This window comes from Streptomyces sp. NPDC059994 (assembly GCF_042737755.1).
GTDB lineage: Bacteria > Actinomycetota > Actinomycetes > Streptomycetales > Streptomycetaceae > Streptomyces.
The window spans coordinates 1-25,304 of record NZ_JBHWUR010000109.1; the positions used below are offsets into that span (position 1 = coordinate 1).

25 protein-coding genes and 2 tRNA genes are annotated in these 25,304 nt (G+C 70.6%); 23 read left to right on the top strand and 4 right to left on the bottom strand.

Features of this window, described 5'->3' with window-relative positions; genetic code table 11:
- Positions 1–180: 180 nt before the first annotated feature.
- Positions 181–594, bottom strand: coding sequence for an SsgA family sporulation/cell division regulator (locus ACFWA7_RS33465; RefSeq protein ID WP_003987206.1), 414 nt, complete (start codon positions 592–594; stop codon positions 181–183).
- A gap of 190 nt (positions 595–784) precedes the next feature.
- Here ACFWA7_RS33465 and ACFWA7_RS33470 point away from each other — a divergent pair, with 190 nt between their 5' ends.
- The 4 genes from ACFWA7_RS33470 to ACFWA7_RS33485 all read left to right on the top strand — a co-directional run bounded on the left by ACFWA7_RS33470 (position 785) and on the right by ACFWA7_RS33485 (position 2,010).
- On the top strand, positions 785–1,195 hold the full coding sequence (locus ACFWA7_RS33470) for a TIGR02611 family protein (RefSeq protein ID WP_385546756.1): 411 nt from the start codon (positions 785–787) through the stop codon (positions 1,193–1,195).
- 63 nt (positions 1,196–1,258) lie between these two features.
- A tRNA-Val gene (locus ACFWA7_RS33475) sits at positions 1,259–1,330 on the top strand.
- A gap of 107 nt (positions 1,331–1,437) precedes the next feature.
- Entirely contained in the window at positions 1,438–1,899 is a 462-nt protein-coding gene (locus tag ACFWA7_RS33480) for an SRPBCC family protein (RefSeq protein ID WP_385826812.1), read from the top strand.
- Between the two features lie 39 nt (positions 1,900–1,938).
- Positions 1,939–2,010, top strand: a tRNA-Val gene (locus tag ACFWA7_RS33485).
- A 64-nt stretch (positions 2,011–2,074) separates the two neighbouring features.
- Here ACFWA7_RS33485 and ACFWA7_RS33490 read toward each other — a convergent pair.
- Complete coding sequence (locus ACFWA7_RS33490) at positions 2,075–2,800, bottom strand: 3'-5' exonuclease (RefSeq protein ID WP_385546762.1); 726 nt, start codon at positions 2,798–2,800, stop codon at positions 2,075–2,077.
- 140 nt (positions 2,801–2,940) lie between these two features.
- Between ACFWA7_RS33490 and ACFWA7_RS33495 the strand changes: the two genes are divergently transcribed.
- The 4 genes from ACFWA7_RS33495 to ACFWA7_RS33510 all read left to right on the top strand — a co-directional run bounded on the left by ACFWA7_RS33495 (position 2,941) and on the right by ACFWA7_RS33510 (position 7,486).
- Positions 2,941–3,507, top strand: a complete 567-nt coding sequence (locus ACFWA7_RS33495) for a DUF4365 domain-containing protein (protein ID WP_385546765.1) — start codon at positions 2,941–2,943, stop codon at positions 3,505–3,507.
- A complete protein-coding gene (locus tag ACFWA7_RS33500) occupies positions 3,507–4,703 on the top strand; it encodes a hypothetical protein (protein WP_385546767.1) in 1,197 nt (398 codons plus the stop codon). Before ACFWA7_RS33495 ends, ACFWA7_RS33500 begins: the two co-directional genes overlap by 1 nt.
- Before the next feature lie 160 nt (positions 4,704–4,863).
- Positions 4,864–6,846 (top strand): threonine--tRNA ligase, encoded by a 1,983-nt coding sequence (thrS, locus tag ACFWA7_RS33505; RefSeq protein WP_385826814.1) that lies wholly within the window; start codon positions 4,864–4,866, stop codon positions 6,844–6,846.
- 79 nt (positions 6,847–6,925) lie between these two features.
- Positions 6,926–7,486, top strand: a complete 561-nt coding sequence (locus ACFWA7_RS33510; protein WP_385546821.1) for an HIT family protein — start codon at positions 6,926–6,928, stop codon at positions 7,484–7,486.
- A gap of 31 nt (positions 7,487–7,517) precedes the next feature.
- On the opposite strand, the gene ACFWA7_RS33515 is transcribed toward ACFWA7_RS33510, so the two are convergent.
- Complete coding sequence (locus tag ACFWA7_RS33515; RefSeq protein WP_385546773.1) at positions 7,518–9,173, bottom strand: hypothetical protein; 1,656 nt, start codon at positions 9,171–9,173, stop codon at positions 7,518–7,520.
- Between the two features lie 186 nt (positions 9,174–9,359).
- On the bottom strand, positions 9,360–11,558 hold the full coding sequence (locus tag ACFWA7_RS33520; protein WP_385826816.1) for an elongation factor G-like protein EF-G2: 2,199 nt from the start codon (positions 11,556–11,558) through the stop codon (positions 9,360–9,362).
- A 283-nt stretch (positions 11,559–11,841) separates the two neighbouring features.
- On the opposite strand from ACFWA7_RS33520, the gene pgsA reads away from it, so the two are divergent.
- The 15 genes from pgsA (at position 11,842) to ACFWA7_RS33595 (ending at position 25,239) form a co-directional block, all read left to right on the top strand.
- The gene (gene pgsA, locus ACFWA7_RS33525; RefSeq protein ID WP_385826818.1) at positions 11,842–12,501 is read left to right on the top strand and encodes a phosphatidylinositol phosphate synthase; all 660 of its coding nucleotides are present in this window, start codon (positions 11,842–11,844) and stop codon (positions 12,499–12,501) included.
- On the top strand, positions 12,498–13,394 hold the full coding sequence (locus ACFWA7_RS33530; protein ID WP_385826820.1) for a phosphatidylinositol mannoside acyltransferase: 897 nt from the start codon (positions 12,498–12,500) through the stop codon (positions 13,392–13,394). Before pgsA ends, ACFWA7_RS33530 begins: the two co-directional genes overlap by 4 nt.
- A complete protein-coding gene (locus tag ACFWA7_RS33535) occupies positions 13,391–14,551 on the top strand; it encodes a glycosyltransferase family 4 protein (protein WP_385546785.1) in 1,161 nt (386 codons plus the stop codon). Before ACFWA7_RS33530 ends, ACFWA7_RS33535 begins: the two co-directional genes overlap by 4 nt.
- A gap of 488 nt (positions 14,552–15,039) precedes the next feature.
- Positions 15,040–15,585 carry a hypothetical protein gene (locus ACFWA7_RS33540; protein WP_385546788.1) on the top strand — a complete coding sequence of 182 codons (546 nt, stop codon included), beginning with the start codon at positions 15,040–15,042 and terminating at the stop codon, positions 15,583–15,585.
- Between the two features lie 165 nt (positions 15,586–15,750).
- Entirely contained in the window at positions 15,751–16,665 is a 915-nt protein-coding gene (pdxS, locus tag ACFWA7_RS33545) for a pyridoxal 5'-phosphate synthase lyase subunit PdxS (protein ID WP_385546791.1), read from the top strand.
- A gap of 7 nt (positions 16,666–16,672) precedes the next feature.
- Entirely contained in the window at positions 16,673–17,260 is a 588-nt protein-coding gene (pdxT, locus tag ACFWA7_RS33550; protein WP_385546794.1) for a pyridoxal 5'-phosphate synthase glutaminase subunit PdxT, read from the top strand.
- A gap of 62 nt (positions 17,261–17,322) precedes the next feature.
- Positions 17,323–18,075, top strand: a complete 753-nt coding sequence (locus ACFWA7_RS33555) for a YebC/PmpR family DNA-binding transcriptional regulator (protein ID WP_385546797.1) — start codon at positions 17,323–17,325, stop codon at positions 18,073–18,075.
- A 119-nt stretch (positions 18,076–18,194) separates the two neighbouring features.
- On the top strand, positions 18,195–18,740 hold the full coding sequence (gene ruvC / locus ACFWA7_RS33560; protein WP_385546800.1) for a crossover junction endodeoxyribonuclease RuvC: 546 nt from the start codon (positions 18,195–18,197) through the stop codon (positions 18,738–18,740).
- Positions 18,737–19,342, top strand: coding sequence for a Holliday junction branch migration protein RuvA (gene ruvA, locus ACFWA7_RS33565; RefSeq protein WP_385546803.1), 606 nt, complete (start codon positions 18,737–18,739; stop codon positions 19,340–19,342). The genes ruvC and ruvA overlap by 4 nt, the downstream gene beginning before the upstream one ends.
- A gap of 25 nt (positions 19,343–19,367) precedes the next feature.
- A complete protein-coding gene (gene ruvB, locus ACFWA7_RS33570) occupies positions 19,368–20,447 on the top strand; it encodes a Holliday junction branch migration DNA helicase RuvB (protein ID WP_385546806.1) in 1,080 nt (359 codons plus the stop codon).
- A gap of 169 nt (positions 20,448–20,616) precedes the next feature.
- Positions 20,617–21,081, top strand: a complete 465-nt coding sequence (gene yajC, locus ACFWA7_RS33575) for a preprotein translocase subunit YajC (protein ID WP_385546809.1) — start codon at positions 20,617–20,619, stop codon at positions 21,079–21,081.
- Positions 21,082–21,225: 144 nt separating this feature from the next.
- Positions 21,226–22,992, top strand: coding sequence for a protein translocase subunit SecD (gene secD / locus ACFWA7_RS33580; RefSeq protein WP_385826822.1), 1,767 nt, complete (start codon positions 21,226–21,228; stop codon positions 22,990–22,992).
- Between the two features lies 1 nt (position 22,993).
- Positions 22,994–24,100 (top strand): protein translocase subunit SecF, encoded by a 1,107-nt coding sequence (gene secF / locus ACFWA7_RS33585; protein WP_385546815.1) that lies wholly within the window; start codon positions 22,994–22,996, stop codon positions 24,098–24,100.
- Positions 24,097–24,639, top strand: coding sequence for an adenine phosphoribosyltransferase (locus ACFWA7_RS33590; RefSeq protein WP_385826824.1), 543 nt, complete (start codon positions 24,097–24,099; stop codon positions 24,637–24,639). Before secF ends, ACFWA7_RS33590 begins: the two co-directional genes overlap by 4 nt.
- A gap of 399 nt (positions 24,640–25,038) precedes the next feature.
- Positions 25,039–25,239, top strand: a complete 201-nt coding sequence (locus tag ACFWA7_RS33595) for a hypothetical protein (RefSeq protein WP_385826826.1) — start codon at positions 25,039–25,041, stop codon at positions 25,237–25,239.
- Positions 25,240–25,304 lie beyond the last annotated feature (65 nt).

Sequence of the window (25,304 nt, forward strand, 5' to 3'; positions counted from 1 at the left end):
GGCCCCGCCGTCCCCGGGTTAATCTGGGGGGCGGGGCGCGCGCGCCCGGGCGCCCGCCCCGCTTTTTATTCCGGGGGCGGCGCGCCGGTGGAGATGCCTATGCGGTGGGCGTGCCTATGCGGGTGTCCGCGCGGCGCCGTCTCCCCGAGTCGGACGGCGCCGCGCGGCTCTCGGTCTGGCTCAGTTCTCCGCCAGGATGTGCGAGAGCTCCGTGTCCAGATCGAAGTGACGGTGCTCGGTGCCCGGTGGCACCGCGGCGTCGGTCCGCTTGAGGAACGACTCCAGAGCCCGCGCCGGGGCTTCGAGCAGGGCTTCTCCTTCCGGAGAGCTGAGGGCGATGCAGACGACGCCCTGGCCGTGACTGCGCGACGGCCAGACTCTGACGTCTCCGGTACCGGTGGGCCGGTGCAGGCCCTCGGCGAGAAGGTCGCGGGCGAACACCCACTCGACGGTCTCCTCGGCTCCGGTGTGGAAGGTGGCGTGCACGGCGTAGGGATCGGCCGTGTCATACCGCAGGCCCGCGGGTACAGGCAGTGAGGACTCGCTCGACACAACGAGGCGCAGGTGCAGCTCGCAGCTGACCGTGGTGTTCATAAGCGCCAGGGCCTTTCGCTCAGTGTGCGCTCGGGGATTCGCACGTCGGCGAAATCGACATGCCACCTACGGTGCCGTTGTAAACCCCTCTGGCCGTTTTGCGGTCGTTCAGGTAGCTCGTACGGCGGAGTATTACTTTGGGTTATGCGGCCATTCTGGTGAGGGTCCGCGGTCGGGTAGGTTGGACTGCATGAATACGGGGAGTGACGAGCAGGCCGGTGCGCCGGAGGCGGCCCTGGGATCGCGGGCGCCCGCCTTCATCAAGGCGTCCAGGCCGCTCCATCTGAGCTGGCAGGTCGGCGTCTTCATAGTGGGCCTCGCGGTGGTGGTCGCGGGCGTCATCATGCTTCCGCTGCCCGGCCCCGGATGGCTGGTGATCTTCGGCGGCATGGCGATCTGGGCGACCGAGTTCGTCTGGGCCCAGCTGGTGCTGCGCTGGACCAAGCGGAAGGTCACCGAGGCCGCCCAGCGGGCCCTCGACCCCGAGGTGCGACGGCGGAACATCATCCTCACGGCGATCGCCCTGGTGATCGTCGCGGCGCTCGCCACGGTCTACCTCTGGAAGTTCGGCCTCGTCATGCCGTGGAAGATCAACGAGTGACGGCGGGGCCGGCCACCATGGTCAAACGCCCCGCTGACATGCGGTAATGTTTGCGGTGCGCCCGGGCGATTAGCTCAGTGGGAGAGCGCTTCGTTCACACCGAAGAGGTCACTGGTTCGAACCCAGTATCGCCCACCCGGACCGAAGGCCCGGAGATCGACACCGATCTCCGGGCCTTCGGCGTTTCTGAGAGCCCGGTCACCTCCCGGTGTACTTCCCGTTCCCCGGCGCAGACTTGAACCATGAAGCCGAGAACCGCGCGCTGGAGCCACTACCGGTTCCGCAGCGTCTGGCACCTGCCCGCCCCGACCGCCGCCGTCTACGCGGTCCTGGAGCGCGTCGAGAGGTATCCGCACTGGTGGCCGCAGATACGCGAGGTGACCGCCGTCGACGGCCGCACGGGCACCGCCAGGTTCCGCTCCCTCCTGCCGTACGACCTGGTCGTCACCGCCCGCGAGCGGCGCCGCGACGAGGCGGCCGGCGTCCTGGAAGTGGCCATGAGCGGCGACCTGGAGGGCTGGGCGCGCTGGACGCTGAGCGCCTGCGGCGGCGGCACGCACGCGGTGTACGAGCAGGAGGTCGAGGTGCGCAAGCCGCTGATGCGGCGGCTCGCGGTTCCCGGGCGCCCCGTCTTCCTCGCCAACCACGCCCTGATGATGCGCGCCGGACGGCGGGGGCTGACGGCCGTCCTGAACGGAGTTTGAACCCGGGCCGTCCGGGCCTGTATGGTTCAGTCCGTTCCCGGGCGATTAGCTCAGTGGGAGAGCGCTTCGTTCACACCGAAGAGGTCACTGGTTCGAACCCAGTATCGCCCACCGGGAAAAGGCCGGTCCGTCATCGACGGACCGGCCTTTCCGCATCTGACGGCCGGTCCGCCGGTCAGGCCGCGGCGGGCAGCTCGGGGCGCAACGGCCACGCCGGGTCCACCGCCTCCGGAGTTCCGTTGCGTGTGAACCACGCCTGCAGGCCCCGCGCCTGGGCCGCGTGCCAGCCGGTCTGCAGGGTGTGGATCTCCGCCGGGGTGAGCCGCTCAAGCCGCGCCGCGTACCGGCGGCCCACCGCCCGTACGACCTCCAGCGCGGCCAGCGCGTCCGCCGCCGCGTCGTGTGCGCTGTCCAGCACCACCCCGTAGTGCGCGCACAGATCGGTGAGGGTGCGGCGGCCCTTTCGGTAGCGGTCCAGGTGCTTGTCGAGGACCCGCGGATCGAGGACCCGCAGCGGCGCCCCGTCCAGATAGCGCGCCAGCGACGAGGCGCGGTGGCGCTTCAACTCCCGGTCCAGCAGCGTGAGGTCGAACGGCGCGTTCATCACCACCAGCGGCCGCCCCGCCGCGCACTCCTCGGCGAGCGCCCTGGCCACCTCCTCCATCACCGGCGCCGGCCACCGCCCGTTCAGCTGGAGGTGTTCGTCGGTGAGCCCGTGCACGGCGGTCGCGCCCTCCGGAACGGATATGCCCGGGTTCACCAGCCAGCGCGTCGCGCGGGACCGCGAACCCGGTCCGTCCTGGACCACCAGGGCGGCCGAGACCATGCGGTCCCGCTCCACGTCCACGCCGGTCGTCTCGGTGTCGAAAGCGGCCAGGGGGCCTTCATACCAGCACGTCATGGTTCAACTCCCTTTGTACCCTTGGCAGATGGCGTGCGTCCCCTGCCCGATTCCGTGATACCCGGGCCGTTTGCGGCGTACGCCCTCCGGTAACAACACAGGTGACGGGCCCGCAAGTTGACGGAAGGCGTACGACGGCCATGGCGATCGCGCAGCCGGAGCCGGGCGGGTTGATATCTGAGGGGACCGAACCACTGCGCGGCTCACTCGCCACCACCGCCTGCATGGAGACCCTCCAGGTGGGCTACCTCCACGCGGTGGCGGCCGCCGCCGGCTGTTCGCTCTCGCAGCCCTTTCCGGACAACGGAATCGACTGGCACGTGAGCCACAGCGCCCCCGGCCACACCGTCGACGACGAAGTCACGATCAAGGTGCAGCTCAAGTGCACGTACCAGATCCCGCCGCACCCGCCGGGCGGGGCCTTCTCCTTCACCCTCGACAACGAGCACCTGGTGAAGCTGGCCCGCACACCCGTGTCGGTGCACAAGATCCTGGTCGTGATGCTCGTGCCCAGGAGCCGGGACGAGTGGCTGCGCGCGGGCCACGACCGGCTCGCGCTGCGGCACTGCTGCTACTGGACCAACCTGGCCGGCCACGCGGTGACCGGGCGGCGCAGGACCACAGTGCGGATACCGACCTCGCGGATCTTCGACGATCGCGCGCTCTGCGAGATCATGACCCGGGTCGGGGTGGGAGGGAGGCCCTGATGCGTCTGTCGAGCGGGGAGTTCGGCGGGCCGGAGACGGTGGAGCCGGTTCCGGCACAGGTGGACCCGGCCGTGCTCGGTGTGCTGCTGCACCGGCACGGCTGGCAGCGGCGCGGCGGCGCGGCCGGGCGGTACGCGCGCTGGACCCCGCCCGGGGGCGGCGGTACCGGCACGAGCCTGCTGGTGCCCGACAGCCGCGCGTACCCCGACAGCGAGGACCTGATCGGCGAGGCGCTCACCGCGCTGGCCCGCTCGGCGGCGCCCTCCGCACGCGAGGTGCTGGTCTCGCTCGCCGTGCCCAGCGACGAGGTCCGCTGGTGGCGCGACACCCCGCCGGGCCCCTCAGGCGCCGCTCCCTGGACCGAGCAGGAGCGGCTGCGGGGCGCCGCCCACCGGATGCTCCTGGCAGGCGCGCTCGCCGTGCGCGGCCGGGCCGGGTACTACGGCGCCCGCCACCGCAGACAGGCACTGGCCGCGCTCGAAGGCGTCCTGGTCGGCCCGGCGCCGGGCGGGCGGCTCACCGCGTTCGTCCCCGTGGAGCCGGGCCGCGCGGTGGTCGTCCGGCTCTACGAGGCGCTGTACGCGGTCCGCGAGGCCATCGACTACCGGCGCACCACCGGCGGCATGGAGGCGTTCGACGCGGCCGTCGGGGCGGGCGCCAGCCGCGAGCTCACCGAGGCCGTCGTCACCCTGGTGTCGGGCTCGGAGGGCGTCCGGGTCGCCCTGGAGTGGGCCCCGGCGGCGGGCGTCCCGGCCGGGTGCGCGCCGCGCCCCGAGCCGGTGGAGTTCTCGCCCGGCGACCTGCCCGCGCTGCGCGAGGCCGGGGCGCGCTACCTCGGCGCCGAGCCCTCGCTGCCGGTCCGGGTCACCGGCGCGGTGGTCCGGCTGCGGCGCTCGGGCCCGCGCGGCCCGGGGACGGTACGGCTGCGGGTCCTGGCGGGCGCGGAGATCCCGTACGTACGGATGGAGCTGGACGAGGAGGCCTACCGGATCGCGGGCCACGCCCACCTCGTCGGCCTGCCGATCCGGGTGGTGGGCCGACTGGAGAGCCGGGGCGGCTTCCGCCGCCTCGCCGGGGCGACCGGGGTGGTGCCGGTCCAGGTGGACGACGCGGAGCGGGACCGCTTGATGAAGTCGATCCGGGGGACCATGGAGAGCATCGCCTTCTTCGAGGAGGCGTGCGCGGGGGAGGAGTGAGGCGGGGGCGGAGGTGCGGGCGTGGGCGTGGGCGGCGTCGCGGGTGGCGCCGCGGGTGGCGCCGCGCAAACCGTTTCGCGACCGGCCCTGGCGGCTCGGTAGGATTCATCTCGCATCCGAGAGATGAATCTGGTGCGCCCCCTTCAGTCAGGAGAGACCGGTGTCAGACGTCCGTGTGATCATCCAACGCGATTCCGAGCGGGAAGAGCGCGTGGTGACGACGGGCACTACGGCTGCCGAGCTCTTCACCGGTGAGCGCACCATCGTCGCGGCCCGCGTGGCCGGCGAGCTGAAGGACCTCGCGTACGAGGTGAAGGACGGCGAGGAGGTCGAGCCCGTCGAGATCTCCTCTGAGGACGGCCTCAACATCCTGCGCCACTCCACCGCGCACGTGATGGCCCAGGCCGTCCAGGAGCTCTTCCCCGAGGCCAAGCTGGGCATCGGCCCGCCGGTCCGGGACGGCTTCTACTACGACTTCGACGTGGCCCGGCCCTTCACCCCGGAGGACATCAAGGCCGTCGAGAAGAAGATGCAGGAGATCCAGAAGCGGGGGCAGAGGTTCTCCCGCCGGGTCACCAGCGACGAGGCCGCCCGCGAGGAGCTGGCGGACGAGCCGTACAAGCTGGAGCTCATCGGCCTCAAGGGCAACGCGGCGCAGGCCGCCGACGGCGCCGATGCCGAGGTCGGCTCCGGCGAGCTGACGATCTACGACAACCTGGACGCCAAGACCGGCGAGCTGTGCTGGAAGGACCTCTGCCGCGGTCCCCACCTGCCCACCACCCGCAACATCCCGGCGTTCAAGCTGATGCGCTCGGCCGCCGCCTACTGGCGCGGCAGCGAGAAGAACCCGCAGCTCCAGCGGATCTACGGCACCGCGTGGCCCACCAAGGACGAGCTGAAGGCGTACCTGGACTTCCTCGTCGAGGCCGAGAAGCGCGACCACCGCAAGCTCGGCGCCGAGCTCGACCTGTTCTCCTTCCCGGACGAGCTGGGCCCGGGCCTCGCGGTCTTCCACCCCAGGGGCGGGGTGATCCGCAAGGAGATGGAGAGCTACTCGCGCAAGCGGCACGAGGACTCGGGCTACGAGTTCGTGAACACCCCGCACATCTCGAAGGAGAAGCTCTTCGAGATCTCGGGCCACCTGCCGAACTACGCGGACGGCATGTTCCCGGCCATCCAGTTCGACGAGCAGAACTACCGCCTCAAGGCGATGAACTGCCCGATGCACAACCTGATCTTCAAGGCGCGCGGCCGCTCCTACCGTGAACTGCCGCTGCGGCTCTTCGAGTTCGGGACGGTGTACCGGTACGAGAAGTCGGGCGTCGTGCACGGGCTCACCCGCTCGCGCGGCTTCACCCAGGACGACTCGCACATCTACTGCACCAAGGAGCAGATGCCGGACGAGCTCGACTCGCTGCTCACCTTCGTACTCGACCTGCTGCGCGACTACGGCCTGACCGAGTTCGAGCTGGAGTTGTCGACCCGCGACCCCGAGTCGGACAAGTTCATCGGCGAGGACGCGGAGTGGGAGGAGGCCACGGAGGCGCTGCGGGTGGCCGCCGAGAAGCAGGGCCTGCCGCTGGTCGCGGACCCGGGCGGCGCCGCCTACTACGGCCCGAAGATCTCCGTGCAGGTCAAGGACGCCATCGGCCGCTCCTGGCAGATGTCGACCATCCAGGTCGACTTCCAGCAGCCCAAGCGGTTCGGCCTGGAATACACGGCGGCGGACGGCTCTCGCCAGCAGCCCGTCATGATCCACCGCGCGCTGTTCGGCTCCATCGAGCGGTTCTTCGCGGTGCTCCTGGAGCACTACGCGGGCGCCTTCCCGGCGTGGCTGGCCCCCGTCCAGGCGGTCGGCATCCCGATCGGCGACGCGCACGTCCCGTACCTCCAGGAGTTCGCCGGGAAGGCGAAGGCCCAGGGGCTGCGGGTCGAGGTCGACGCGTCCTCGGACCGGATGCAGAAGAAGATCAGGAACCACCAGAAGGCCAAGGTTCCGTTCATGATCATCGCGGGTGACGAGGACATGGCCGCCGGTGCGGTCTCGTTCCGCTACCGCGACGGTTCGCAGGAGAACGGCGTCCCGGTCGACGAGGCGATCGCCAAGGTGCTCAGGGTCGTCGAGGAGCGGGCGCAGGTCTGACGCCCCTCACCGGCCCGACGCGGCCCCCGGGAAGCCCTGCTCCCCGGGGGCCGCTCCTCGTCCCCGCATGTGAAGTCATATGCTGCACAACATGACGAGTGAGCCGGAACAGCAGATCGGGGTGGGTGTCCAGGACGCCTTCCAGCGCCTGTGGACGCCCCACCGGATGGCCTACATCCAGGGTGAGAACAAGCCGACCGGCCCGGGTGCGGGCGACGGCTGTCCCTTCTGCTCCATTCCGGCCAAATCCGACGAGGACGGGCTGGTCGTGGCCCGTGGCGAGCATGTGTACGCGGTGCTCAACCTCTACCCGTACAACGGCGGCCACCTCATGGTCGTGCCCTACCGGCACGTCGCCGACTACACGGACCTGGACGCCGCCGAGACCGTGGAGCTCGCGGAGCTCACCAAGCAGGCCATGACGGCCCTGCGGACGGCGTCCGGGGCGCACGGCTTCAACATCGGCATGAACCAGGGCACCGTGGCCGGGGCCGGTATCGCCGCCCATCTGCATCAGCACATCGTGCCTCGCTGGGGCGGCGACACCAACTTCATGCCGGTCGTCGGCCACACCAAGATCCTGCCCCAACTCCTGGGCGACACCCGCAAGATGCTCGCGGAGGCCTGGCCCAGGGGCTGAGGTTCAGGCGTGGTGGTTCACACGTCGCGGTTCACGCGTCGTACGAGTCCGCCCTGCGCGGCGCCGGGTCCTGCACCATGCCGCTCAGGATCATCGAGCGGTTGTTGAAGCGCTCGGTGTCCACGCCGTTCTCGTCCAGCACCTTCATCGCGGCGGCGTGCACCACGCGCAGGACGGGCGTGGCCGCGCGCATCGCGTCGTCGGCCATGAAGCGGTGGCGCCAGGGCTTGTCGGCCCAGGCGTGCCGCAGGCCGAACGGCTCGGGCAGCACCAGCTTGCCGCCGAGGTGGTCGAGGAGCGGCGGGTACCAGGTCAGCGGGGCGCGGGCGGCGAGGCGGACGACCTCGCGCGGCTCGACCAGCGGGAGCTGTATCTCCTTCTTCTCCCAGAACTTGAAGGTCTTGTCGACCGACTTGGTCTTGGGGCTCGGCTTGGTGGTGAACAGGGCGTGCACCGGGCCGAGGGCGTGTCCGGTGACCTCGATGCGCAGGGTCTCGTGGAGCACGGTCACGGTGATCATCATGGTGATCACCAACTGGCCGTCCCAGAGGGTGAACTGCACACCCAGGTAGTGGCGGTTGCCGCTGGAGAACTGCTGCTCGTTGCAGATGCGCTGGACCTCGTGCTGGCGTACCTGGAAGTTGTCGACGTCCTGGCCGGTGGGCCGGGCGACTTCCTTGGCGTTCTCGCCGACGGGGGAGACGACCCAGTTGGTGACCGAGGGCTTGGGGAAGCCGCCGGTGTGCAGGGGCCCGCGTTCGAGCAGGTGCAGACGGTCCTGGATGGACCTTATGACGTCCCAGCTGCGGAAGCCGTGGATCTCCTTGCCGGGGTCCTTGGAGACGAGCTCCTCGGCGAGCTGCCAGCTGCCCCAGCGGGTGCCCATGCCGAGTATGCCCTTGGGGCCGGCGTAGAAGACGGCGTTGCTGTGCTGCTCGGCGGTGAGTTTGGCGAGGTTCTGGCGCAGTTGCTCGGCGGCGGTCTCGTGCGGGTTCTTCGGTACGGCCTCGGGGATCTTGGCGCCGACTCCGCCGCCGGAGAGGAGGCCGCTCCAGCGGGCGCGCAGGTCCTTGGCGGTGGATTCGCAGATCTGCTTGGCCCAGAACCAGCCGAGGACGGGCATCACCAGCATGGCCCGCAGATAGATCGCGAGGAAGCCGCCGAAGGGCAGCTTGACCAGCGCGATCACGGCGAGCACGGCGAAGGCGACGAGCAGCAGGTTGCCCAGGGCCCCGACGCGGCGGTCCTTGGCGCCGGCGAGGGTGCGGCGCAGCTGGAAGAGGGCGAGCCACAGCAGCAGTCCGGGCAGGAAGAGCACTCCGAAGACGGCGGTGACCAGGGTGAGCCTGGTGTCGCGCTCCTTGCGGATGCGGATCGCGGCGAGGCAGTGCTCGACGACGGTCTGCGGTTCGGTGCCGAAGGACTGGATGATCGCCTTGCGGGTGGCGCCGAGCATGCGGGACTGCACGGCGCGGGAGAAGGCCTCACCGAGGTTCGGTTCGAAGAGGGAGAGCCGGGGCTTGGTGACGGCCGACTCGTGCCACTCGTTGTTGGCCTTGAGTATGTCGGTGACCGGGCTGTCCCGATAGGCGGCCGAGGCCAGTGCCTGGGTCGCGGCCGTCTGGCCCGCCGCGCCCTGGAGCGGGACCTGGGCCCCGGGTGAGAAGTCGAATGGTTGGTCCGCCACTGCCGCCCCCATCGCCGCGCACTGTATCGCTCTGCGGCCTGTTCCCGACTGCCGTTCCCCGCACACCTGCTGAGCAGGCACCCAGCGTATCGGGGTCGGTGCTCTCGCGACACGGGACCTCGGAATGCCGCCCGCCGCAAAGGGGTTGGGCGGGCGGCGCTTCCGACGATCCATCAATTACCGTACCTAAGCGGTCTTTTCCAGTGATTCCCGGAGCTTCTCCGTCAGTTGCGGCGGCATCGGCTCGTGCCGGGCGTAGCTGCGGTCGAAGCGGCCGGTGCCGTGCGAGACGGAGCGCAGGTCCACCGCGTACCGCCCGATCTCGATCTCGGGCACCTCGGCCCGTACGAGGGTGCGCCCCGGGCCCGCCTGCTCGGTCCCGACGACGCGGCCCCGGCGGCCGGACAGATCGCTCATGACCGGGCCCACGTAGTCGTCGGGCACCAGCACCTGGAGCTCGGCGACGGGCTCCAGGAGGTGGATGCGGACGTCGGCGGCGGCCTCCCGCAGGGCCAGGGCCCCGGCCGTCTGGAAGGCGGCGTCCGAGGAGTCCACCGAGTGGGCCTTGCCGTCCAGGAGCGTGATCCGTACGTCGACGAGCGGATAGCCCGCGGCCACGCCCTTGGCGGCCTGGGCGCGTACGCCCTTCTCGACGGAGGGGATGAACTGGCGCGGCACGGCGCCGCCCACCACCTTGTCGACGAACTCGATGCCGGATCCGGGGGGCAGCGGCGCCACCTCGATCTCGCAGATCGCGTACTGGCCGTGGCCGCCGGACTGCTTGACGTGGCGGCCGCGCCCGGTGGCGGTGTCGCCGAAGGTCTCGCGCAGCGACACCTTGTGCGGGACGACGTCGACCTGGACGCCGTAGCGGCTGCGCAGCCGCTCCAGGGCCACGTCCTTGTGGGCCTCGCCCAGGCACCACAGGACCAGCTGGTGGGTGTGCGGGTTCTGCTCCAGGCGCATGGTCGGGTCCTCGGCGACGAGCCGGGAGAGCCCCTGCGAGAGCTTGTCCTCGTCGGCCTTGCTGTGGGCCTGGATGGCCAGCGGAAGCAGCGGGTCGGGCATCTCCCAGGGCGCCATGAGCAGCGGGTCGTCCTTGCCGGAGAGGGTGTCCCCGGTCTCGGCGCGGGTCAGCTTGGCGACACAGGCGATGTCGCCCGCGATGCAGGAGCCCAGGGTGCGCTGCTGTTTGCCGAAGGGCGAGGAGAGCGCGCCGATCCGCTCGTCGACATCGTGGTCCTCGTGGCCCCGGTCGGTCATGCCGTGCCCGGAGACATGGACGGTCTCGTCGGGGCGCAGGGTGCCGGAGAAGACGCGGACCAGGCTGACCCGGCCCACGTACGGGTCGGACGAGGTCTTGATCACTTCGGCGACCAGCGGGCCGTCGGGGGCGCAGACCGGGGTGGGGCGCGCGGAGCCCTGCGGGGTCGTCACCTCGGGCGCGGTGCGCTCCAGGGGGGTCGGGAAGCCGCCTGTGACCAGTTCCAGGAGCTCGACGGTGCCGATGCCCTGGCGGCCGCCCCCGGCGGCCGGGGCGGCCGCCAGGACCGGGTGGAAGGTGCCGCGCGCGACCGCCCGCTCCAGGTCGTCGATGAGGGTCTTGACGTCGATCTCCTCGCCGCCGAGATAGCGGTCCATGAGGGTCTCGTCCTCGCTCTCGGCGATGATCCCCTCGATCAGCCGGTTGCGGGCCTCCTCGATGAGCGGGAGCTGTTCGGGGCCGGGCTCGGCCTCCTTGCGCTCGCCGGACGCGTAGTCGAAGACGCGCTGCGAAAGCAGTCCGATCAGGCCGGTGACGGGCGCGTGCCCGTCCGGTCCCTCGGGTCCGTGCAGCGGCAGATGGAGCGGCAGTACGGCGTCGGGGTCGTCGCCGCCGAACGCCTCGGCGCACACCCGGGTCATCTCGGTGAAGTCGGCGCGGGCCGCCTCCAGGTGGGTGACCACGATGGCCCGCGGCATGCCCACGGCCGCGCACTCGTCCCACACCATCCGGGTCGCGCCGTCCACGCCGTCAGAGGCGGAGACGACGAAAAGGGCCGCGTCCGCCGCTCGCAGACCGGCCCTGAGTTCCCCGACGAAGTCGGCGTATCCGGGGGTGTCCAAGATATTGATCTTGCAGCCGGCCCACTCGACGGGGACCAGCGACAGCTGGACCGAGCGCTGCTGCCGGTGTTCGATCTCGTCGTAGTCGGAGACGGTCCCGCCGTCCTCGACCCGGCCCGCGCGGTTGACGGCTCCCGCCGTCAGCGCGAGCGCTTCCACCAATGTCGTCTTCCCGGATCCGCTGTGGCCGACCAGCACCACATTCCGTACGGATGAGGGGTGGTCGGCCGTAGCTGCCCTGCCGGCGGCTCCGGGATGTGCACTCGCCTTGTCGCCCATGCCGTTCCTCCCGTATGGCTTCCGTTTCCTGCACGGTGAGGTGGTGAAAGGGCGCGGCCGCGCGGAGTCCTCCCCCGGCCCCCGGCCCGGGAGGACCCAGGCGGAGGCGGCTTCGCGTGCCCGCGGTCTTTCCAGCGTTCCACTCCGGTCACTGTGCGTCCATACGTCGTACGGGAACGCGGGCAGTGAAGGGTGCGCGGCGGTGCGGGTCTCCGGGCCTGGCTACGATGGGCCAGCCGGTGGCCAGCAGGGCCGCGCGGCCACACCGACCGTCGGGAAGGCCATGCTGAACAAGTACGCGCGTGCATTCTTCACGCGTGTCCTCACGCCGTTCGCCGCGTTTCTGCTCCGCCGGGGGGTGAGCCCGGACGCCGTGACCCTGCTCGGCACGGCCGGAGTGATGGCGGGTGCGCTGGTCTTCTTCCCCCGGGGCGAGTTCTTCTGGGGCACCATCGTCATCACCCTGTTCGTCTTCTCCGACCTGGTCGACGGCAACATGGCCCGCCAGGCGGGGATCTCCAGCCGCTGGGGCGCGTTCCTCGACTCGACGCTCGACCGCGTCGCGGACGGCGCGATCTTCGGCGGCTTCGCCCTCTGGTACGCGGGCAGCGGCGACAACGACGTCCTGTGCGCGGTCTCCATCTTCTGCCTGGCCAGCGGCCAGGTCGTCTCGTACACCAAGGCGCGCGGCGAGTCGATCGGGCTGCCGGTCGCCGTCAACGGCCTGATCGAGCGGGCCGAGCGCCTGGTGATCTCGCTGGTCGCGGCCGGTCTCGCGGGGCTGCACAAGTTCGGCGTGCCCGGCATCCAGATCCTGCTGCCGATCGCGCTGTGGATCGTGGCCGTGGGCAGCCTGATCACGCTGATCCAGCGGGTGGTGACGGTGCGCCGCGAGGCCGCGGAGGCCGACGCCGCCGCCAGGAACAGTGAGGCCGCCTCATGAGGGAACGGCTGACGGACATGCTCTACGGACTGGGCTGGGCCACCGTCAAGAAGCTCCCCGAGCCGATGGCCACGGGCCTGGGCCGGCGGATCGCGGACACGGTGTGGAAGCGGCGCGGCAAGAGCGTGCTGCGCCTGGAGTCCAACCTCGCGCGCGTGGTGCCCGACGCCTCCCCGCAGCGCCTGGCCGAGCTCTCCAAGGCCGGAATGCGCTCGTACATGCGGTACTGGATGGAGTCGTTCCGGCTGCCTGCCTGGAGCAAGGACCGGATGAAGACCGGTTTCGAGCCGAGGGACCTCCACCACCTCACCGACGGCCTCGCCTCCGGCCGGGGCGTGGTCCTGGCGCTGCCGCACATGGGCAACTACGACCTGGCGGGCGCCTGGGTCACCACCAAGCTGGACACCCCGTTCACCACGGTCGCCGAGCGGCTCAAGCCCGAGACGCTGTACGACCGGTTCGTCGCCTACCGCGAGAGCCTGGGCATGGAGGTCCTGCCGCACACCGGCGGCTCGGCCTTCGGCACGCTGGCCCAGCGGCTGCGGGCGGGCGGCCTGGTCTGCCTGGTCGCGGACCGCGACCTGTCCGCCTCCGGCGTCGAGGTGAAGTTCTTCGGGGAGGCCGCGCGGATGCCGGCCGGGCCGGCGCTGCTGGCCCAGCAGACGGGCGCGCTGCTGCTGCCCGTGACGCTCTGGTACGACGGGTCGCCCGTCATGCAGGGCAGGGTGCACCCGCCGATCGACGTGCCCGAGACGGGCACGCGCACGGAGAAGACGTCCGTGATGACCCAGGCGCTGGCGGACGCCTTCGCCACCGGAATCGCCGAACACCCGGAGGACTGGCACATGCTGCAGCGACTGTGGCTCGCCGACCTTGAGGAGCGCCGGGCGTGAGGATCGGCATCGTCTGCCCGTACTCCTGGGACGTACCGGGCGGCGTCCAGTTCCACATCAGGGACCTGGCCGAGCATCTGATCCGGCGCGGCCACGAGGTCTCCGTGCTCGCCCCCGCCGACGACGAGACGCCGCTCCCGCCGTACGTGGTCTCGGCGGGCCGGGCGGTCCCCGTCCCGTACAACGGCTCGGTGGCGCGGCTGAACTTCGGCTTCCTGTCGGCGGCCCGGGTGCGGCGGTGGCTGCACGAGGGCACCTTCGACGTGATCCACATCCACGAGCCCGCCTCACCCTCCCTCGGCCTGCTGAGCTGCTGGGCGGCGCAGGGCCCGATCGTGGCGACGTTCCACACGTCCAACCCGCGCTCGCGGGCGATGATCGCGGCGTACCCCATCCTGCAGCCCGCCCTGGAGAAGATCAGCGCGCGGATCGCGGTGAGCGAGTACGCGCGGCGCACGCTGGTCGAGCATCTCGGCGGCGACGCGGTGGTGATCCCCAACGGCGTCGACGTCGACTTCTTCGCCAAGGCCGAGCCGAGGCCCCAGTGGCAGGGCGACACGCTCGGCTTCATGGGCCGCATCGACGAGCCGAGGAAGGGCCTGCCGGTCCTGATGAGGGCGCTGCCCAAGATCCTCGCGGAACGCCCGCAGACCCGCCTCCTGGTGGCGGGCAAGGGCGACGCGGAGGAAGCCGTGGCGTCCCTCCCGGCGGAGATGCGCTCCCGCGTGGAATTCCTGGGCATGGTCAGCGACGAGGACAAGGCGCGCTTCCTGAGCAGCGTCGACGTGTACGTGGCGCCCAACACCGGTGGCGAGAGCTTCGGCATCATCCTGGTCGAGGCGCTGTCGGCCGGGGCGGCGGTCCTGGCGAGCGACCTGGACGCGTTCGCGCAGGTCCTGGACCAGGGCGGCGCGGGCGAACTCTTCGCCAACGAGGACGCGGACGCGCTGGCCGAGGCGGCCGTGGGCCTCCTGTCCGACCCCGCCCGCCGAGCCGGACTCAGCGCCAGGGGCTCCGCCCACGTACGCCGCTTCGACTGGTCGACGGTGGGAGCGGACATCCTCGCGGTCTACGAAACGGTGACGGACGGCGCGGCATCGGTGGCCACGGACGAACGGCCGGGGTTCCGGGCGAGGTTCGGGCTGGCACGGGACTGAGGGCCCGGGGTCCCCTTTTCTGCCCGGGGTTCGTCTGCGGGTTCGGTGGGGGCTGAGCGCGCAGTTCCCCGCGCCCCTTTGGTCCGGGGTTTGTCTGCGGGGCGGCCGTGGTTGCTCGCGCAGTTCCCCGCGCCCCTATTCGGCCCGGGGTTCGTCTGCGGGTTCGGTGGGGGCTGAGCGCGCAGTTCCCCGCGCCCCTGAAGGGGCGGGAGCTTCGCTCCCTGCCCCCGGCTCCTCCAGCGCCGGAGGACTGAAATGCGGCCCGCGCCCCGTTCTGCCTTTAGGGGCGGGGGGAACTGCGCGACCAGCCACAGGCGGCCCGCAGACGAACGGAATCCGGGGCGGAGCCCCGAAAGCGGGGTGCAGGGGCCGCAGGCCCCGCAAAGGGGGTCCGGGGGCACAGCCCCCGGGAGGGCCACCTCCACCCCCACCCACCCCCGGAGGGCTTAGGGAAGGGGCGGGGCGGGGGCCCGGTAGCCTTGCCGCCCGTGACCGTAACCCTCATCTGGATCGTCGTCGCCCTCGTGGCGACCGGCCTCTACCTCAGCTGGACCGCCGGCCGCCTCGACCGCCTGCACGCCCGCATCGACGCCGCCCGCGCCGCCCTCGACGCCCAGCTGCTGCGCCGCGCCTCGGTCACCCAGGAACTGGCCACCTCCGGCGTCCTGGACCCCGCCGCGTCCATCGTGCTGTACGAGGCGGCGCACGCGGCGCGCCAGGCCGAGGAGGAGCACCGGGAGGTCGCCGAGAGCGAGCTCAGCCAGGCGCTGCGGGCCGTCTTCGGCGAGCCCGCCCAGATGGAGGCGGTCCGCGAGGCCCCCGGCGGCGTGGACGCGGCGGAGGAGCTGGCCCAGGCCGTACGCCGGGTGCCGATGGCCCGCCGCTTCCACAACGACGCCGTACGCGCCGCCCGCGCCCTGCGCAGGCACCGCACGGTCCGCTGGTTCCGGCTGGCCGGGCACGCCCCGTTCCCCCTCGCCTTCGAGATGGACGACGAGCCTCCGGTCGCACTCGCGGACCGCCCGGGCTCGTAGCCGTAGCCGAAGAGGCACCCGCGCAGACCGCGCCCGCCGGCCAACCGGCCAGGCAAAACGATCCACCGCCTCCACATTGGCCCTTGCTGTGGACTGGTCCACAGGGCCACCCTCTGGGCAGTAGAGAACCCTGCTCCACCCCCTTCTTCACCCCAGCGAGGTCCCGTGTCCAGCACCCTCTCCAACAGCGCCCACACCCCCGAGACCGGCACCGCGCGCGTGAAGCGCGGCATGGCCGAGCAGCTCAAGGGCGGTGTGATCATGGACGTGGTCAACGCCGAGCAGGCGAAGATCGCCGAGGACGCGGGCGCCGTGGCGGTCATGGCCCTGGAGCGGGTCCCGGCCGACATCCGCAAGGACGGCGGCGTCGCCCGGATGTCCGACCCCAACATGATCGAAGAGATCATCGAGGCCGTCTCCATCCCGGTCATGGCCAAGTCCCGCATCGGCCACTTCGTCGAGGCCCAGGTGCTGCAGTCCCTCGGCGTCGACTACATCGACGAGTCCGAGGTCCTCACCCCGGCCGACGAGGTCAACCACAGCGACAAGTTCGCCTTCACGACCCCGTTCGTCTGTGGCGCCACCAACCTGGGCGAGGCCCTGCGCCGTATCGCCGAGGGCGCGGCCATGATCCGCTCCAAGGGCGAGGCCGGCACCGGCAACGTCGTCGAGGCCGTCCGCCACCTGCGCCAGATCAAGAACGAGATCGCCAGGCTGCGCGGCTTCGACAACAACGAGCTGTACGCCGCCGCCAAGGACCTGCGCGCCCCGTACGAGCTGGTCAAGGAGGTCGCCGAGCTCGGCAAGCTCCCGGTGGTGCTGTTCTCCGCCGGTGGCGTCGCCACCCCGGCCGACGCCGCGCTGATGCGCCAGCTCGGCGCCGAGGGTGTCTTCGTCGGCTCCGGCATCTTCAAGTCGGGCGACCCGGCCAAGCGCGCCGCCGCCATCGTGAAGGCCACCACCTTCTACGACGACCCGAAGATCATCGCGGACGCCTCCCGCAACCTGGGCGAGGCCATGGTCGGCATCAACTGCGACACCCTCCCCGAGGCCGAGCGCTACGCCAACCGCGGCTGGTAATCACCTCATGACGAACACCCCCGTTATCGGCGTCCTGGCTCTCCAGGGCGATGTACGGGAGCACCTGATCGCCCTGGCCGCGGCGGACGCCGTGGCCAGGCCGGTCCGGCGCCCCGAGGAGCTCGCCGAGGTGGACGGCCTGGTCATACCCGGCGGCGAGTCCACCACGATCTCCAAGCTCGCGGTCCTCTTCGGGCTGATGGAGCCGCTCCGCGCGCGCGTGGCCGACGGCATGCCCGTCTACGGCACCTGCGCCGGCCTGATCATGCTCGCCGACAAGATCCTCGACCCGCGCTCGGGCCAGGAGACGATCGGCGGCATCGACATGATCGTGCGCCGCAACGCCTTCGGACGGCAGAACGAGTCGTTCGAGGCCACCGTGGAGGTCACCGGAGTCGGCCCCGTCGACGGCGTCTTCATCCGGGCGCCCTGGGTGGAGTCGGTCGGCGCGCGGACCGAGGTCCTCGCGGAGCACGGCGGCCACATCGTGGCGGTGCGCCAGGGCAACGCCCTCGCGACCTCGTTCCACCCCGAACTGACCGGCGACCACCGGATGCACGCCCTCTTCGTGGACATGGTGCGCGACGCCCGGTGACCGGCTCCCGGTAGGATCTCTGCCGAACGACGCAGAATTGGTTACGCGAAGGAGACAGGCAGATGTCCGGCCACTCTAAATGGGCTACGACGAAGCACAAGAAGGCCGTGATCGACGCCAAGCGCGGCAAACTCTTCGCGAAGCTGATCAAGAACATCGAGGTGGCGGCCCGCACCGGCGGCGCCGACATCGACGGCAACCCGACCCTCTTCGACGCCGTGCAGAAGGCGAAGAAGCAGTCGGTGCCCAACAAGAACATCGACTCCGCGCTCAAGCGCGGTGCCGGTCTTGAGGCGGGCGGCGCCGACTACGAGACGATCATGTACGAGGGCTACGGCCCCAACGGTGTCGCGGTGCTCATCGAGTGCCTCACCGACAACCGCAACCGTGCAGCCTCGGACGTCCGCGTCGCCATGACCCGCAACGGCGGCAACATGGCCGACCCGGGCTCCGTCTCGTACCTCTTCAACCGCAAGGGCGTCATCGTCCTCCCCAAGGGCGAGCTCTCCGAGGACGACGTCCTCGACGCGGTCCTGGAGGCCGGCGCCGAAGAGGTCAACGACCTCGGTGACTCCTTCGAGATCATCTCCGAGGCCACCGACCTGGTCGCGGTCCGCACGGCCCTCCAGGACGCCGGCATCGACTACGACTCGGCCGACTCCAACTTCGTCCCGACCATGCAGGTCGAGCTGGACGAGGAGGGCGCGCGCAAGATCTTCAAGCTGATCGACGCGCTGGAGGACAGCGACGACGTGCAGAACGTCTTCGCCAACTTCGACGTCTCCGACGAGGTCATGGAGAAGGTCGACGCGTAACGCTGCCGCGAGCTGAGCGGTTTCGGCGGGCCGATGGGACACGTCCCACCGGCCCGCCGCTGTTGTCAGTGGCAGCGGATAGCCTGGCAGCAAGTCGAAGATCACCGAGGGGAGGGGCCGTGCGCGTACTCGGAGTGGACCCCGGACTGACGCGGTGTGGCGTGGGCGTCGTCGAGGGGGTCGCGGGCCGGCCGCTCACCATGCTGGGCGTCGGTGTCGTACGGACGCCCGCGGACGCCGAGTTGGGCCACCGCCTCGTCGCCATCGAGCAGGGCATCGAGCAGTGGCTCGACGAGCACCGGCCCGAATTCGTCGCCGTGGAGCGGGTGTTCAGCCAGCACAACGTGCGTACGGTGATGGGCACCGCCCAGGCCAGCGCCGTCGCCATGCTCTGCGCCTCCCGCCGCGGCATCCCGGTCGCCCTGCACACCCCCAGCGAGGTCAAGGCCGCCGTCACCGGCAGCGGCCGGGCCGACAAGGACCAGGTCGGAGCGATGGTGACCCGCCTCCTTCGGCTGGACGCCCCACCGAAACCGGCCGACGCGGCGGACGCGCTGGCCCTCGCCATCTGCCACATCTGGCGCGCCCCCGCCGTCAACCGCCTGCAACAGGCGCACGAGCAGGCCCGCCGTGCCCAACTCTCCGTAAAGAAGGTCACGCGATGATCGCCTTCGTCAGCGGCCCGGTCGCCGCCCTCGCCCCCGACACCGCGGTGGTCGAGGTCGGCGGCGTCGGCATGGCCCTCCAGTGCACCCCGAACACGCTCGCCGGTCTCCGTATCGGCCAACAGGCCAAGCTGGCCACGTCGTTGGTCGTCCGCGAGGACTCGCTGACGCTGTACGGCTTCGCGGACGACGACGAGAAGCAGGTCTTCGAACTGCTCCAGACCGCCAACGGGGTGGGTCCCCGGCTCGCCCAGGCGGTCCTCTCGGTGCACACGCCGGACGCGCTGCGCCGGGCCTTCGCCTCCGGCGACGAGAAGGCGCTGACCGCCGTCCCCGGCATCGGCAAGAAGGGCGCCCAGAAGCTCCTCATCGAGCTCAAGGACCGGCTCGGCGCGCCCGTCGGCAGCGCCCCGGCCGCCGGCGCCCCGGTCACCGCGGGCTGGCGCGACCAGCTGCACGCCGCCCTGATCGGCCTCGGCTATGCGACCAGGGAGGCCGACGAGGCGGTCGCCGCCGTCGCCCCGCGGGCCGAGGCAGCCGAGAACCCGAACATCGGAGCGCTCCTGAAGGCCGCGCTGCAGACCCTCAACCGCGCCCGCTGACCGAGCCGACGAGAGAACCACACTGATGAACTGGGACGAGACCGGAGCCGACGCCACCGACCCGAGGCTGGTCGACTCGGTGGCCGACGGCGAGGACCAGGCCGTCGAGGCCGCCCTGCGCCCCAAGGACCTGGACGAGTTCGTCGGCCAGGAGAAGGTCCGCGAGCAGCTCGACCTGGTGCTGCGGGCCGCCCGCGCACGCGGCGCCACCGCCGACCACGTGCTGCTCTCGGGCGCCCCCGGCCTCGGCAAGACCACGCTCTCGATGATCATCGCGGCCGAGATGGGCGCCCCCATCCGGATCACCAGCGGCCCGGCGATCCAGCACGCGGGCGACCTCGCCGCGATCCTCTCCTCCCTCCAGGAGGGGGAAGTCCTCTTCCTCGACGAGATCCACCGGATGTCGCGGCCCGCCGAGGAGATGCTCTACATGGCGATGGAGGACTTCCGGGTCGACGTGATCGTCGGCAAGGGCCCCGGCGCCACCGCCATCCCGCTGGAGCTCCCCCCGTTCACCCTGGTCGGCGCCACCACGCGCGCGGGGCTGCTGCCGCCCCCGCTGCGCGACCGCTTCGGCTTCACCGGACACATGGAGTTCTACGAGCCCGCCGAGCTGGAGCGCGTGATCCACCGCTCGGCCCGCCTCCTCGACGTGGAGATCGACCCGGCGGGCGCGGCCGAGATCGCCGGCCGCTCGCGCGGCACGCCCCGTATCGCCAACCGGCTGCTGCGCCGCGTCAGGGACTACGCGCAGGTCAAGGCCGACGGCGTGATCACCTGCGACATCGCGGCGGCGGCCCTGCGGGTGTACGAGGTGGACAGCCGTGGCCTTGACCGCCTGGACCGGGCGGTGCTGCAGGCCTTGCTGAAACTGTTCGGCGGCGGCCCGGTCGGCCTGTCCACGCTGGCGGTCGCGGTGGGGGAGGAGCGCGAGACCGTCGAGGAGGTGGCCGAGCCCTTCCTCGTACGGGAAGGCCTGCTCGCGCGGACCCCGCGCGGGCGCGTCGCCACCCCCGCCGCCTGGGCGCACCTCGGCCTCGTCCCGCCCCAGCAGGGCCCGGGCGGCGTCTCGGGAAGCGGACAACAGGGGCTCTTCGGGCCGTGACGGCGCGGGTGGGTGCACGGGGAGGAACCCCGGTGGGATGCTGGGCGTTGTTCCAGCTGTGCGGACTCGCTTAGACTCCGCCGATGCCGCCCTTACATTTACCGGTCGGCATACCCACCCCCAGATCAGGCCGCACTCCTTGCGCGGTCGTGCGAAGGAAGTTCGTCCCGTGAGTCTCGTGACCCTTCTCCCCTTCATCGTCCTCATCGGGGCCATGTTCCTCATGACCCGCTCGGCGAAGAGGAAGCAGCAGCAGGCCGCCTCCATGCGCAATGAGATCCAGCCCGGCACCGGCGTCCGCACCATCGGCGGCATGTACGCCACCGTGAAGGAGATCGGCGACGACACGGTCCTTCTGGAGGTGGCGCCGGGCGTCCACGCCGTATACGCGAAGAACTCGATCGGCGCGGTCCTCTCCGACGAGGAGTACAACCGCATCGTGCACGGCGACTCGGGCGAGACGTCCGACCTCCCGGCCGTGCCGGACGACGCCTCGGCGCTGACCGGGAACGCCGACGACGCGGCCGAGGCCGCCCCGGCGGACGGCAAGATCGACCTGGGCAAGAAGGACGAGGCGGACGACGCCGCCGCGCCCAAGGACGGCAAGGCAGACGGCGAGTCGGACGCGAAGTAACCCCTCTCGGGGACCGCTGGGCGCGCACCCGCGCCCGCCGGTCCCGCGGAGGGTGACGACTTCCACGGGGGACGTCCCCACAACACTTCGTGGCCGCCCAGGCGCATACCCGGCGCGGGCGGTTGGACAGGGAGAAACGACAAGGTGGCAGCACCGAAGAAGGGCCGAAGGCCGGCGGGGGCCCAGGGCAGGCCGGGGCGCACCCTGGTCCTGTTCCTGATCGCCATGGTGGCCCTCGCGGGCGGTATGTTCGCCTCCGGGCACAAGACGCCGCGCCTGGGCATCGACCTCGCCGGCGGTACGAGCATCACGCTCAAGGCCAAGGCCGAGCCCGGCCAGGAAAAGGCGATCAACAAGGCCAATATGGACACCGCGGTTTCGATCATGAACCGTCGTGTCAATGGCCTGGGTGTCTCCGAGGCCGAGGTCCAGACCCAGGGCGATCGCAACATCATCGTCAACATCCCCAAGGGGACGAACTCGGAGCAGGCCCGCCAGCAGGTCGGCACCACCGCAAAGCTCTACTTCCGGCCCGTCCTGACGGTCGCCGCCGGCACCCCGACGAAGCCCGCGCCCAGCACCAAGCCGAGCCCCTCGGCCAGCAAGGGCGCGGACAAGAACGGCGACAAGAACAAGCCGTCCTCGACGACATCGGCCAAGCCGAGCTCGAAGTCGACGCCGCAGGGCCGCGCCGTCACCGACGCTCTGAAGGCGGACGGCAAGCCGTCCCCGAAGACCACGCCGTCGCCGGGCACGCCGAACACCTCGAAGCCGGGCACGACGCCGCCCACCCCGTCCGCCAACGACACGGCCGCCGTCGCCAAGCTCCAGAAGGACTTCGAGTCGCTGGACTGCTCCACCAAGGAGTCCCGCGCCAAGGCCGCCTTCGGCAGCAAGGCCACCGACACGATCGCGTCCTGCAGCCAGGAGGGTGACGCCAAGTACATCCTCGGCCCGGCCGAGGTCGACGGCACGGACGTGAAGAAGGCCAAGGCGGTCATCGACCAGCAGAACGGCCAGTGGATCGTCACGATGGACTTCACGGGCAAGGGCTCGAAGAAGTTCCAGTCGATCACCGGCAAGCTGTCGAAGCAGCAGCCGCCACAGAACCAGTTCGCCATCACGCTCGACGGTCAGGTCGTCTCCGCACCGTCGGTACGTGTGGTCCTCAGTGCCAGCGCCGAGATCTCCGGCAGCTTCAACCAGCGTTCCGCCAGCGACCTGGCGAACGTCCTCTCGTACGGTGCGCTCCCCCTTTCCTTCGAGGAGCAGAGCGTCACCACCGTCACCGCCGCGCTCGGCGCCGACCAGCTGCACGCCGGTCTGATCGCCGGTGCCATCGGTCTGGCGCTGGTCATCATCTACCTGGTGCTCTACTACCGGGGTCTGGCGCTGGTCGCCATCCTGAGCCTCGTGGTCTCCGCGATCCTCACGTACGTGATCATGGCGCTGCTCGGTCCGGCCATCAACTTCGCGCTGAACCTGCCGGCGGTCTGCGGCGCCATCGTCGCGATCGGCATCACCGCGGACTCGTTCATCGTGTACTTCGAACGGATCCGGGACGAGATCCGCGAGGGCCGCACGCTGCGCCCGGCCGTCGAGCGGGCCTGGCCCCGCGCCCGGCGCACGATCATGGTCTCCGACTTCGTGTCGTTCCTCGCCGCGGCGGTGCTGTTCATCGTGACCGTCGGCAAGGTCCAGGGCTTCGCGTTCACGCTGGGTCTGACCACCCTGCTCGACATCGTCGTGGTGTTCCTGTTCACCAAGCCGGTGATGACGCTCCTGGCGCGCAGGAAGTTCTTCGCCAACGGCCACCCGTGGTCCGGTCTGGATCCGCAGCGACTCGGTGCCAAGCCGCCGCTGCGCCGCTCCCGCCGCGCCTCCGCCCCCACCGACCCGAAGGAGGCGTGAGATGTCGCGACTCGGTCATCTCGGCGCCCGGCTCTACCGCGGTGAGGTCGGCTACGACTTCGTCGGCAAGCGGAAGATCTGGTACGGCCTCTCCATCCTGATCACCATCACGGCCATCTTGGGCCTGGCGGTGCGGGGTCTGACGATGGGCATCGAGTTCGAGGGCGGCGCGGTCTTCACCACCCCGAAGACCAGCGCCTCGGTCGCCCAGGCGGAGGAGGTCGCGCAGCGGGCCTCCGGCCACGACGCGATCGTCCAGAAGCTCGGCAACAAGGGCCTGCGCATCCAGATCAGCGGCATCGACACCGCGAAGTCGGACGCGATCAAGAGCCAGCTCTCCAAGGAGCTCAAGGTCCCGGCCGAGGACATCAACGCCGACCTGGTCGGTCCCAGCTGGGGCGACCAGATCGCCAACAAGGCGTGGACCGGTCTGATCGTGTTCATGATCCTCGTGGTGATCTATCTGGCGATCGCCTTCGAGTGGCGCATGGCGCTCGCGGCCCTCGTCGCGCTGATCCACGACATCACGATCACCGTCGGTGTCTACGCACTGGTCGGCTTCGAGGTCACCCCGGGCACCGTGATCGGTCTGCTCACCATCCTGGGTTACTCCCTCTACGACACCGTCGTCGTCTTCGACGGTCTCAAGGAGGGCCAGCGCGGCATCACCAAGCAGACCAGGCTCACCTACAGCGAGATGGCGAACAAGAGCCTCAACGGCACCCTGGTGCGTTCCATCAACACCACGATCGTCGCGCTGCTCCCGGTGGCGGGCCTGCTGTTCATCGGTGGCGGCGTCCTCGGCGCCGGCATGCTGAACGACATCTCGCTGTCGCTGTTCGTCGGCCTCGCGGCCGGTGCGTACTCCTCGATCTTCATCGCCACCCCGCTGGTCGCCGACCTCAAGGAGCGCGACCCGCAGATGAAGGCCCTCAAGAAGCGGGTGCTCGCCAAGCGGGCCGCGGCCGCTGCCAAGGGCGAGACGGGCGAGCCGCAGGACGCCGAGCCGCAGGACGGCGCCGATGACGACGACGCGGCCGAGACTGCGGGCGCGGTTGTCGGCCAGCGCCGCCAGCCCTCCCGCAACAACCGGGGGAAGCGCCGATGACGGTCTCCACCCAGGAGCTGCTGCTCAGCCGCATCCGTGATGTGCCGGACTACCCGAAGCCGGGCGTGCTGTTCAAGGACATCACGCCGCTGCTCGCGGACCCGGTGGCCTTCGCGGCCCTGACCGACGCCCTCGCCGAACTGTGCGTACGGCACGGCGCGACGAAGATCGTCGGTCTGGAGGCGCGCGGCTTCATCCTGGCGGCCCCGGTCGCGGTCCGCGCCGGAATCGGCTTCATCCCCGTACGCAAGGCGGGCAAGCTCCCCGGAGCGACGCTCTCGCAGGCGTACGAGCTGGAGTACGGCACGGCGGAGATCGAGGTGCACGCCGAGGACCTGGCCGCGGGCGACCGCGTCATGGTCATAGACGACGTGCTGGCGACCGGCGGTACGGCCGAGGCCTCCCTGGAGCTGATCCGGCGAGCCGGAGCCGAGGTGGCCGGAGTGGCGGTCCTGATGGAGCTCGGCTTCCTGGGAGGCCGAAACCGTTTGGAACCAGCCCTGGCGGGCGCGCCGCTGGAGGCGCTCATCCGAGTCTGACGACTCGTGAGAAAGCGCTGCGATGGGTGCCCCGGGATGTTCCCGGGGCACCCATCGCGCTCCCTGGGTGCGGCTGGATATATACAGTCGCAAATGGCTTCAAGCACGTGTTCTATAGATCAATAGTTTGGTTAGATCTTCCTGGTGCCACTGACCAAGGCATCTCAACCGGAGGAATCCATGTCAATTTCACGCAAGATCGCCACTGGGGCTGTCTCCCTTCTCTCGCTCGGTGCTGTGGCGGTGGGCGCTGCTCCGGCAAACGCGAGTCCGGCGGCGTCAGTGACGCCCTCCGCCCCTGTGGCTGCCGCAGCATGTACTGGCTGGAAGAATGCAGGCAGCCTCCCGGGGAAGTGGACCTCGATAAGTGACGGCTGTGGCCACTTCGGAGCCCCGGGCATGAAGATGGGTTACGCCTGGACGGTCACCAAGGGTGGCAGTGTCTGCGTAAAGTTCAAGGGCTTTAACGCTCAAGGTGCAAAGACCTGGTACGACGCTGGCTGCGGCAAGAGCGGTTCCGTCCAGGTGCCGTGGGGGAATGTCGCCGGCGAGAAGGAGATCATGGTCAAGGGCGGCCCCTCCCTTCTGCGGTGGAGCTGAGTCTCGGTTTGATGCCGGTGTGAAGCAGGCTGGAGCGCCAGGAGGCGGGCGCCGGAGGAATCCGG